The organism is Aliagarivorans marinus DSM 23064 (assembly GCF_000429485.1).
In the GTDB taxonomy this organism is placed as follows: domain Bacteria; phylum Pseudomonadota; class Gammaproteobacteria; order Enterobacterales; family Celerinatantimonadaceae; genus Aliagarivorans; species Aliagarivorans marinus.
Genome location: NZ_AUBY01000016.1, coordinates 150,851 through 161,208, shown reverse-complemented (window position 1 = coordinate 161,208; position 10,358 = coordinate 150,851). Strand labels below are relative to the sequence as shown.

Genomic DNA, 10,358 nt, shown 5'->3' with positions numbered 1-10,358 from the left:
GGCGGAACCTTTACAATCAAGTGTACGTGGTCACTTTGGACGCTGAGCTCGACGACCTCACATCCCAACTGAGCACAGTAAACTTGAATACACCGATAGACTTCTTTCCCTACATTATTTCTCAATATCCTAAATCGGTACTTGGGCGTCCAAACTATGTGATATTGACACCGCCAAAATACGTGTGATGCTTGCTTGTATCTGCTCATGTTATTTGTCCTTTTGACTTCGCTAAAAATCAAAGGCGCATTTAGCATGAGCGGGTCTTCAGGCAAAGCCTCACCGCATGATAACCACCTACTGAAGTAGGTGGTTTAGGGCCGAAAACAAAAAAGGGAAGTGCCTAAGCCCTTCCCTTTTGGTTTGCTAACGCGTGTTTCTTAGTACTTTTCAAACACAAGAGTAGCGTTAGTGCCACCGAAGCCGAAGCTGTTCGACATCACTCGCTGCAACTCTGCAGATTGCGCCTGATTGGCCACAATGTTTAAGCCTTGTGCTTTTTCATCAAGGTTCTCGATATTAATGCTTGGCGCAACAAAGCCGTACTCAAGCATCAGCAGTGAGTAAATCGCTTCATGGACACCCGCTGCGCCCAAGGCGTGACCGGTCAGTGACTTAGTAGCACTGATTAGCGGGCTCTGCTCAGAGAACACCTCTTGGATCGCGCCCAGCTCTTTAACATCGCCCACCGGGGTCGAGGTGCCGTGGGTATTCACATAATCAACAGCACCATCCAGTTGCTGCATTGCCTGACGCATACAGCGCACTGCCCCTTCACCGCTTGGTGCAACCATATCAAAGCCATCTGAGGTTGCGCCGTAGCCAACAATCTCGCCGTAGATCTTAGCGCCGCGGGCCAGAGCATGTTCAAGCTCTTCGACTACCACCATGCCGCCGCCGCCAGAGATAACAAAGCCATCACGGTCAGCATCATAGGTACGAGATGCCTTGCTTAGGTCATCGTTGTACTTGGTCGACAACGCGCCCATGGCATCAAATTCCATAGCCAGGCTCCAATGCAGCTCTTCACCACCACCGGCGAATACTACATCTTGTTTGCCAAGCTGAATCAGCTCCAAGGCGTGTCCGATACAGTGGGCACTGGTCGCACAGGCACTGCTGATGGAGTAGTTAACGCCTTTGATTTTAAATGGCGTGGCCAAACAAGCAGAGGTGGTGCTCGCCATGGTACGCGGTACCATGTAAGGGCCGACACGACGTACGCCTTTCTCGCGCAGGATATCTGCCGCTTCAACTTGGTTTTTTGAGCTGGCGCCGCCAGAGCCCACGACCAAGCCAGTACGTTCATTGGATACCAGTTCCTCGCCAAGGCCCGCATCATCGATGGCCTGCTGCATGGACAGATAAGCGAAGCCAGCCGCATCGCCCATAAAACGCATTACTTTGCGATCGATGTGCTCTGCCGGGTTAAGTTTGAGGTTGCCCCACACTTGGCTACGCAGCTTGAATTCAGCAAATTCCTCTGAGTAGTTGATTCCTGACTGACCGTTCTTTAGTGAGGCCAATACTTCTTCTTTATTGTTACCAATGCTGGATATAATACCCAGCCCGGTAATCACTGCTCTTTTCATCCGTTGTTCTCTCAGATCAGGTTTGCCGACTATGTTAACGAGTTTCATCCTAGAAACTGGTCTGAACAGGGTACAAGTGTACGCTAAAATTCGCTAGGCAATTCGAGGCAGCTTTGACAGAAAAACGTCCCTCTCCCACTCAACACGCACAAATTTCCTGGAATCAACAAGGTACACCGGTTGCCGAACAGTTCGATGATGTCTATTTTTCGAACGTGAACGGGCTCGAAGAAACCCGCTATGTATTTCTGAAACAAAACAATTTGCCCCAACGGTGGCTCGATAGCTCAGCCCAGCATCATGTGATTGGCGAATCTGGCTTTGGTACTGGCCTTAATTTTCTCGCCAGCTGGCAAGCCTTCGAGCAATTTCGAACCCAGCAGCCATCTCATTGCCTGAACCATCTCTATTTCGTGAGTTTCGAGAAATACCCACTGACCACCAGCGATTTAGTGAAAGCCCACCAAGCCTGGCCTGAGCTGGCTCAATTCGCCCAGCGCTTGCAACAACGCTACCCCACGGTAATGACCGAAGGCTGCCAACGGCTGCATTTTCAGTGCGACGGTTACTGTGTCACCTTAGATTTATGGATTGGCGATATTCTTGAGCAGCTACCCAGCGTCTATACCGGCTCTGCAGGCACTGTCGACAGCTGGTTTTTGGATGGCTTTGCGCCGAGCAAAAACCCTGATATGTGGTCTCAGGCGCTGTTCGACGGTATGGCCCGAATCAGTAAGCCCGATGCCACCCTTGCCACCTTTACCGCAGCAGGCTTTGTTCGTCGCAGCTTGATAGAAGCGGGCTTTGCTATGTCCAAAGCCAATGGCTTTGGTACTAAACGCGATATGTTGGTGGGGCACTTTCCCGCACAGACCGCGCAAGACCCAGACACAAGCGCACAGAACGTCGCCATTATTGGCGCGGGTATCGCTGGCGCTGCGCTCGCTTACTCGCTATGCAGCCGGGGTGTAACCGTTGATTTGTATGAGCGAGAGTCACAAGCCGCCACCGCCGCTTCGGGGAATCGCCAAGGGGCGATCTATCCGCTGCTAACCCCCACCAAGCCCGAGCAAACCCAGTTTCATGTGCAGGCCTTTTTGTACCAGCAGCAAACCATTGATATGGCCAGGGAGCATAACCCGCAACTTGGCTATGAGCAGTGCGGCGTGTTGCAACTGGCGCACAGCGATAAATCCCTCACCGCCATCGACAAGATTGCCCACGCCCGCTATCCGCAAGCTCTGGTGGAGCATGTTGGTGAAGATGACGCGAACCGCTTAGCCGAGCTTACTGTCGATGCCCAAGGCCTGCATTACCCGCTAGGCGCGTGGGTCAACGCGCCGGGCTACGTCAACACGCTTCTCGACAAAGCTGCGCAAACCGGCAAGCTAAATCTGCACTTTGGCAAAGAGCTGAGCGGCTTTATCCCAGAAGCGGATCGGGTAACCCTAAGCTTCACTGATGGCAGTCAGGCCTCCCATCCACGTCTTGTGTGCTGTCATGCTGAGCAAGCCCTGCAGCACGACCCACAATTGCCGATCACCCCGGTACGCGGACAAGTTAGCCATATTCAGTCCTCACCGCAGCTAAGTGCCCTAAGCAAAGTGTTGTGTTTCTCGGGCTACCTGACTCCCGGTTTGGAGCAGCAGCACTGCCTGGGTGCGAGCTTTATTCGTTTTGATCTGTCGCGAGAGCTTCGCGACGAAGAGACGCGGGAAAATCTTGAAAAGCTGCAAACCAGCCTGCCCCGGCCTTGGAACCAAGCGCTAAATGTCGCAGATAGCCAAGGGCGGGCTGCGATCCGCGCGACGGTACGCGATCACCTGCCACTTATCGGCCGCTATCCCGACCTCAAAGCTATCTACCGCGATGGCTATGCCGAGGCTTGGCAGGGAGAGCCCTTGCCGGTGCTAGAGAACTGTTATCTACTCACCGGCTTAGGTGCTCGCGGGCTAAGCATTGCACCGTTGGCCGCCGAGCTGCTCGCCAGCGAGCTGACCGCGCAGCCACTGCCAGCAAGCAAGGACATGAAATCGCTCCTTGAGCCTCAGCGCTTCTATCTGCGCCGCCTGCAAAAAGGGCGGCCACTGCCTTAGGCGCTTTGTTCGCTACTTGCGAGCTTAGGATTCTTTAACAAATGTCGAATAACGGTAGTAAACCTCAGTTTTCTACCGCTTCCTGCTCTTTCGCACGCTAAGCACAAGAAAACGCGATTTTTCCGCGTCTCTGTGGGCGATGATTGGGTTAACTGGGGGTACTCAAAGCCTTTCCAAATCACCTAGCCCAACCACCTAACCCAACCACCAATAGCCGGTCATTAATTAACCACAAGGTTATTTTTAGGTAACCGGAATGTGACTAATGCGCGGTTATTCTCCATTTTGTCCTATTCTAACCATGAACTTCTCAAAAGTGAGTGTACACTTAGCTTGTGCACAGCAGGTTAGTTGCCAGTCGTGCAATTAATATGAATTACAATGATTTAAGGAACAAATCATCCAACTATGCCATTGCCAATTTTAATTTGTGACGATTCACGGATGGCCCGAAAACAGATGGCGCGCAGTCTTCCTCCAGCGTGGGATGTTGAGATCAGCTTCGCGGAAAACGGTGAGGAGGGGCTCGAGGCAATTCGTTCAGGCAAAGGGAATATTGTCTTTCTCGACCTAAATATGCCGGTATTGGATGGTTATCAAGTGCTCGAGCAAATCCAGAGCAACGATCTCCCGGCATTGGTGATCGTGGTATCCGGTGATATTCAACCAGAAGCCCATGCTCGAGTAAAAGACCTCGGGGCGCTCGATTTCATCAAAAAGCCTACCAACAAGGCCAAGATCGGCGAGATCTTGCTGGAATACGGCATTCTTGATTCACCCCAGATACTCGCTCTGGACACAGAGATAGCCGAGGTCGAACAACTCGGCGAAAGTAAGGCCGATACCCTCTCCCCCAAAGTCAGCGACAATCTCGATCACTACCAAGAGATTGCTAATGTGGCCATGGGCCGCGCCGGTGACCTGCTGGCTCGCCTGCTTAACGCCTTTGTGCTGCTGCCAATCCCCAAGGTAAACATCCTGGAGACCAGCGAGCTGCATATGGCACTCAGCTCGGTGGAGAGCGATCAGAGCCTGTCAGGGGTTTGCCAGGGCTATATCGGTTCCGGTATCGCCGGTGAAGCGCTGCTGATTTTCCAGGATTCCAGCTTCTCCGATATGGCGAAACTGCTGGATTACCAAGGCCCACTCGACGACAAGGCCGAGCTCGAGCTGTTAATGGACACCGCTAACATCTTGATTGGCGCCAGCTTAAAAGGGATCGCAGAGCAGTTAGATATGCACTTTGCTCAGGGCCACCCGGTAGTGCTGGGGCAGCACTGTAATGTTGCAGAGCTTATCCAAAGCAACCGCCAGCGCTGGCAGAAAACCCTGGCCATCGAGATTAATTTCAAGATTGAGAAGCACGATATCCAATGTGATCTGCTATTGCTGATCACCGAAGATTCGCTGCCAACGCTAAACAACAAGATTTCCTATTTGATAGATAACGATGACGACTAGCCAAGAGCAACTAAATGAGTTCCATTGGATGCTGGACATGGTGCAAACCATCGATGCAGGCTTGGTGGTGCTCGACCAGCAGTATCAGGTGCAGATCTGGAACAACTTTATGGAAGCGCACAGTGGTAAGCGCCCTGATCAAACCCATGGAAAATCCTTGTTTGAACTGTTTCCTGAGCTTCCAGCAGACTGGTTGAAGCAGAAAATTGATTCGGTGTTCCTGCTGAAAAATCGAGCCTTTACCACCTGGGAGCAGCGACCACACGTATTTCCGTTCCGTAACTATCGGCCCATCACTGGTACGGTCGATTTTATGTATCAGAACATCACTCTGATCCCGCTTACCTCACTGACCGGTCAGGTGACTCATATCTGTATCATTGTCTATGACGTGACCGACAGCGCAGTCAACAAAGAGGAAGCCCAGCGGGTTAACGAGCAGCTCAAAGCACTCAGCCGCACCGATCACCTCACCTCGTTGAGCAACCGTGGCTACTGGCAACAGCGTCTTGAGCAAGAGTTCGGCCGCAGTATGCGTAGCGGGCACAACTACGCACTGGTGATGCTCGATATTGACCACTTCAAAAACATCAACGACAGCTACGGCCACCCGGTTGGCGATGAGATCATTACCATGTTGGCCGATGCTATCCGCCATATCATGCGCAAAACCGATATTGCCGGGCGCTATGGGGGCGAAGAGTTTGCCGTGATCCTCACCGACTGTACCGGTGAAGCGGCAATGTTATTTGCTGAGCGCCTGCGGGAAGCGGTTGAGCAGCTCAAGCTATCGCTAGACGAGCAGACCATAACCTTCACCATCAGTTTAGGTGTAGCCGCACTGGATGGTGAGATGGAAGCCGCAGCAGATTGGCTGGAAGCCGCCGACAAGGCGCTGTATGCCAGTAAGCATCAAGGGCGTAATCGCTCTACCTTGTATAGCCAAGAATTAGAATAGACAGGCTAAGCCAATGAGCAGTGCAGCGTAGCGAGAATCAGCGAGCGCGAGTAAAGAAAAAGGGAAGCGATGCTTCCCTTTTTGGATTTTCAATAGTGCAGTTCGTGTTAGCCAACGGCCACATTGGCAGTCGCTTGAAACTTGTGCAAACTCACGCTGAGATCTTGTAAGTCGGCAAATTTGAGTGCTTCTTTCCACCAGCTCTCAACCAGACGCTTATCCATACCATCTAGCTCCTCGCCCATGTGGGTGTCGAGTAGGTTCAGGTGCATCATCGATTTAAAGGTGTGCACCATAGGACGGGCACTGATTTCAGCTTGCGCCAAGGCAACAGTAATCTGACTTTGTAAGTACTCAAACAAACGGCCTTCCGCATAAGGGCGGATGTTGTTATTCAAGTAGCTTTCAACATGGTTTACATAACTTAGGAGCATCGGATACCTCATATTCGGGGTTCGATACTCGATACATCACATAATCTCGGTAACCGGTTATTACCTTAATCACGCCGGACAACTCTTGGTCCAGCAGCGTATCGCCAGTATCAACAATCAACGGGCGTCCATGCAAAGAGTTTAGTTTTGTTTTACTCGCCACAACTAGAATGTTGTCGCGGCCCACGCGTTTAATAAGCTCGGGACTTAACTGTTGATTTCCCCTGCCAAAGAGGTGTCCTTGGCCACCGATAGGAGTAATCAACAACTTAACTTTTTCGCGCGAAATTTTCTCAAGTAGCTGATTAGCAGTCAAATCATTCAGGACCACTGTGTGATCTTTGATTAGATCTACTCCTAAAAGGGTACATTGCAGTGATAATTCCTGCATAACCCCGGTGGTAGTGCCTCCTGACCCTATGATATACCAGGTGTCAGGGTCCATATTCTCATCAATTTCTGCTGCGATATCAGCAATCACCAGTTCATCGCTCTCTCGACCGCCCTGTTTGACTGCCTGAACGTAGCTTAAATCATCTGGAATGCTCATCTCGCCGAAGTTTCGCGCTCGAACCGTGCCGGCGCGAAACGCCTGTTCATCGATGTCCATCACATCGCCGGCGCGCAGGCTGAGCATCGAGCCTTCGATTAGCTTGCGTAATAACGCGCCCGTGGCCTTAGGAGACACACCATAAACACCGGAATGAATCTTACAGCCCGCCGGGATCCCCAAACAGCATTGCGACTCGGGTACAACCTTAAGCACATCTCGGGCAGTGCCATCGCCGCCAGCGAACACCAGGATATCAACTCCCGCATCAATGCAGGCTTGCACCGCTCGCTGGGTATCCTCGGCGCTGGACTCCCCTTGGTAGTGATAAACCACTTGATGGTCGAACCCTAGTTTGGCGCACACGTCCGCGCCCATCTGTGCAGATGCGGTATAAACCTGCAACTGGGAACGACAGTCAAGTAACTCTCCTAAGGCGGTTTTGGTACGCAACTCAGCCTGTGGTGTAGCGCCACGCTCGAGTGCTTGTTGGACAACCCCATCGGTGCCTTTGAGAGCGACTGAGCCTCCCAGACCAGCAATCGGGTTAACGACAAGTCCAATCCTAAGCGTCATGTTGCAGGCTCTCTGGTTGGCGTGATTGGGTTAAATGCTGCTCGATGGCGTCGATAAACAAGTGGACTCGCTGTGGGAAACCATGCTGCAGGTAGAGATGGTGCTGAGCGCTTACCCGTTTTTGGAACTGCGCACTGTCGCCCGCATCGCCATGAAGGTTATCGACACTAACTCGAAACGGACGTCCACAGGCTAAGGCAAAGGCCATCTCAACTGCCTGGGGTTTTACTTCGACTTGCTCAAACTCGGCTTGTTTTTCGGCGTCGCGCCCATCGGGGCAGTACCAGTAGCCGTAGTCTTCCAGTTTCCTGCGAGCAGGCCCGGCGATACACCAATGGGCTATCTCGTGCAGGGCGCTGTTAAAGTAGTCGTCGCGAAAGATGATTTTGGCGGGTTGGATTGCGCTAGCAGGTACATAGAGTGGCTCGCCGCCGCCCGCTACCAGCACGGTTTGATAATCACTAAAGCAGTGGTTAAACAGGGAGATAAGTTGCTCGATATCGTCAAACATGCCCTCTCCCCTCGTTCTGTTGTCCAGACTCTAATCCACTACCGCTAAGCGTTAACGCAGTACCGGTGTCTCGGTCTGCACATGGCCGTTTTGACCACGCTGACGCAGGCTGTGATCCATCAGCACGATCGCCAGCATTGCCTCGGCGATCGGTACCGCGCGGATGCCGACACACGGGTCGTGACGGCCTTTGGTGATGACCTCTGCGCTCTGCCCTTGCTTATCAATGGTTTTTCCTGGAACGGTAATCGATGAGGTTGGCTTCAGCGCGATGTGCGCGACAATGTCCTGACCAGAAGAGATGCCGCCCAGCACGCCACCGGAGTGGTTGCTGGCAAAACCTTCTGGGTTTAGCTCATCGCGGTGCTCACTACCACGTTGGTTAACGACACCAAAGCCATCGCCAATCTCAACGCCTTTCACCGCGTTGATGCCCATTAAGGCATGGGCAATATCGGCATCGAGGCGATCAAACACCGGCTCACCTAAGCCCACTGGCACGCCAGATGCAACCACGGTGAGTTTGGCACCAATCGAATCGCCATCTTTTTTCAGTTGGCGCATGTATTCGTCGAGTTGTTCAAGCTTACTGGCATCGGGGAAGAAGAACGGGTTCTGTTCCACTTGCTCCCAGTCGACAGTTTCCGCTTCAATCGGGCCGAGTTGGCTAAGGTAGGCGCGAATCTCAATGCCAAAGGTTTGCTTAAGGTATTGCTTGGCAATCGCACCGGCAGCAACCCGCATTGCCGTTTCGCGCGCCGACGAGCGACCGCCACCGCGATAATCGCGTACACCATATTTTTGGTGATAAGTGTAATCGGCATGGCCGGGGCGGAACAGGTCTTTGATAGCGGAATAGTCTTTGGAGCGCTGATCGGTGTTCTCAATCAACAGGCCAATTGAGGTACCGGTAGTTTGCCCTTCAAACACACCGCCAAGGATGCGCACTTCATCGGGTTCGCGGCGCGCGGTGGTATAGCGGGAGGTACCAGGCCGACGGCGATCGAGATCGTGTTGAATCATCGCCTCGTCGATCTCGACGCCCGGAGGACATCCGTCGACAACACAACCTAGTGCAGGGCCATGGCTCTCGCCGAAGGTCGATACCCTGAATAATTGGCCAATACTGTTTCCCGCCATTACAACTTCCTTTATTACTTGTATGCGTTAATTTGTTGCCTGCAAAAGCGCTTCAATGCGTCGACTTACTTAAATCCGTCAAACTGAGCGGCTACGTCGACCAGCTGCTCGCGGCTAATGGCGAACACACCGTGCCCACCATGGGCAAATTCAATCCAGGTAAAGGGTACCTCAGGGAACTGCTCGGATAAATGAATTTGGCTGTTGCCCACTTCAACAAACAGCAAACCACCTGGGTTCAGATGATCAGCGGCATGCGCCAGAATATGCTTAGTTAGCTCTAGGCCGTCGTTCCCCGAGGCGAGGCCAAGCTCGGGCTCGTGGTGGAACTCGCTCGGCAAGCTTGCCATATCTTCAGCGTCCACATACGGCGGATTGCTCACGATAAGGTCGTAGCGTTGGCCGGTTAGCTGTTTAAAGCCGTCCGATTGCAGCGGGATCACCTGCTGCTCCAGACCGTGGTCCTGGATGTTGATCTCGGCCACTGCCAGCGCATCTTCGGAGATATCCACTGCGTCCACTTCCGCCTCGGGGAAGGCATAAGCACACGCGATGGCAATACAGCCGCTGCCGGTGCACAGATCCAGCACTCGGGTAGGCTCGTTCACCACCCAAGGCTCAAAGCGTTGCTCAATCAGCTCTGCGCATGGCGATCGTGGCACTAACACCCGTTCATCTACGTAAAATTGCAGGCCGGCAAACCAGCTTTGGTTGGTCAGATAAGGCACTGGGGTGCGCTCGTGTACCCGGCGTACGATCAGTTCCACCAAATGCTGACGCTCTTGCTTGGTCAGACGCGAGTGGCGCACACCCGGGTCGATGTCCAGCGGCAAGTGCAAACTTGGCAGGATCAGCTGTACCGCTTCATCCCAGGCGTTGTCCGTTCCGTGGCCATAGAAGATGCCCGCGTCGTTAAAGCGACTTACCGCCCAACGCAGCATATCCTGAATGGTATGAAGCTCTTCAACGGCTTCTTCAATAAAGATCTTTTCCAAACTGGCCTCCAGATTCAGTACAATGCCCGCTGTTGCGAGTCTAGC

Annotated in this window: 10 protein-coding genes; 3 read left to right on the top strand and 7 right to left on the bottom strand. The window is 52.8% G+C overall.

Annotated features, from left to right (window positions below; all coding sequences use genetic code 11):
• Positions 1–209, bottom strand: a 209-nt coding sequence (gene tnpA / locus G461_RS25840) for an IS200/IS605 family transposase (protein ID WP_157360257.1), incomplete at its 3' end; no start/stop codon positions are given.
• A gap of 171 nt (positions 210–380) precedes the next feature.
• Positions 381–1,592 (bottom strand): beta-ketoacyl-ACP synthase I, encoded by a 1,212-nt coding sequence (fabB, locus tag G461_RS0107600; protein ID WP_026971397.1) that lies wholly within the window; start codon positions 1,590–1,592, stop codon positions 381–383.
• Positions 1,593–1,705: 113 nt separating this feature from the next.
• On the opposite strand from fabB, the gene mnmC reads away from it, so the two are divergent.
• The 3 genes from mnmC to G461_RS0107585 all read left to right on the top strand — a co-directional run bounded on the left by mnmC (position 1,706) and on the right by G461_RS0107585 (position 6,107).
• On the top strand, positions 1,706–3,688 hold the full coding sequence (gene mnmC / locus G461_RS0107595; RefSeq protein WP_026971396.1) for a bifunctional tRNA (5-methylaminomethyl-2-thiouridine)(34)-methyltransferase MnmC2/FAD-dependent 5-carboxymethylaminomethyl-2-thiouridine(34) oxidoreductase MnmC1: 1,983 nt from the start codon (positions 1,706–1,708) through the stop codon (positions 3,686–3,688).
• 408 nt (positions 3,689–4,096) lie between these two features.
• Positions 4,097–5,149: a response regulator gene (locus G461_RS0107590; RefSeq protein WP_026960242.1), complete on the top strand. Its 1,053-nt coding sequence runs from the start codon at positions 4,097–4,099 to the stop codon at positions 5,147–5,149.
• On the top strand, positions 5,139–6,107 hold the full coding sequence (locus G461_RS0107585) for a sensor domain-containing diguanylate cyclase (RefSeq protein ID WP_026971395.1): 969 nt from the start codon (positions 5,139–5,141) through the stop codon (positions 6,105–6,107). The genes G461_RS0107590 and G461_RS0107585 overlap by 11 nt, the downstream gene beginning before the upstream one ends.
• A 107-nt stretch (positions 6,108–6,214) precedes the next feature.
• On the opposite strand, the gene G461_RS0107580 is transcribed toward G461_RS0107585, so the two are convergent.
• The 5 genes from G461_RS0107580 to prmB all read right to left on the bottom strand — a co-directional run bounded on the left by G461_RS0107580 (position 6,215) and on the right by prmB (position 10,313).
• On the bottom strand, positions 6,215–6,541 hold the full coding sequence (locus G461_RS0107580) for a YfcL family protein (protein ID WP_026971394.1): 327 nt from the start codon (positions 6,539–6,541) through the stop codon (positions 6,215–6,217).
• The gene (locus tag G461_RS0107575) at positions 6,513–7,667 is read right to left on the bottom strand and encodes an ATP-NAD kinase family protein (RefSeq protein ID WP_026971393.1); all 1,155 of its coding nucleotides are present in this window, start codon (positions 7,665–7,667) and stop codon (positions 6,513–6,515) included. The genes G461_RS0107580 and G461_RS0107575 overlap by 29 nt, the downstream gene beginning before the upstream one ends.
• Positions 7,657–8,178, bottom strand: a complete 522-nt coding sequence (locus tag G461_RS23640) for an elongation factor P hydroxylase (RefSeq protein WP_051333430.1) — start codon at positions 8,176–8,178, stop codon at positions 7,657–7,659. The genes G461_RS0107575 and G461_RS23640 overlap by 11 nt, the downstream gene beginning before the upstream one ends.
• 51 nt (positions 8,179–8,229) lie before the next feature.
• Positions 8,230–9,318 carry a chorismate synthase gene (aroC, locus tag G461_RS0107565; RefSeq protein WP_026971392.1) on the bottom strand — a complete coding sequence of 363 codons (1,089 nt, stop codon included), beginning with the start codon at positions 9,316–9,318 and terminating at the stop codon, positions 8,230–8,232.
• Positions 9,319–9,383: 65 nt separating this feature from the next.
• A complete protein-coding gene (gene prmB, locus G461_RS0107560) occupies positions 9,384–10,313 on the bottom strand; it encodes a 50S ribosomal protein L3 N(5)-glutamine methyltransferase (RefSeq protein WP_026971391.1) in 930 nt (309 codons plus the stop codon).
• Positions 10,314–10,358: the final 45 nt, after the last annotated feature.

Coding starts and splice junctions, on each gene's coding strand:
- fabB (WP_026971397.1), bottom strand. CDS start 1,592: ATGAAAAGAGCAGTGATTACCGGGCTGGGTATTATATCCAGCATTGGT.
- G461_RS0107590 (WP_026960242.1), top strand. CDS start 4,097: ATGCCATTGCCAATTTTAATTTGTGACGATTCACGGATGGCCCGAAAA.
- G461_RS0107585 (WP_026971395.1), top strand. CDS start 5,139: ATGACGACTAGCCAAGAGCAACTAAATGAGTTCCATTGGATGCTGGAC.
- G461_RS0107580 (WP_026971394.1), bottom strand. CDS start 6,541: ATGCTCCTAAGTTATGTAAACCATGTTGAAAGCTACTTGAATAACAAC.
- G461_RS0107575 (WP_026971393.1), bottom strand. CDS start 7,667: ATGACGCTTAGGATTGGACTTGTCGTTAACCCGATTGCTGGTCTGGGA.
- G461_RS23640 (WP_051333430.1), bottom strand. CDS start 8,178: ATGTTTGACGATATCGAGCAACTTATCTCCCTGTTTAACCACTGCTTT.
- aroC (WP_026971392.1), bottom strand. CDS start 9,318: ATGGCGGGAAACAGTATTGGCCAATTATTCAGGGTATCGACCTTCGGC.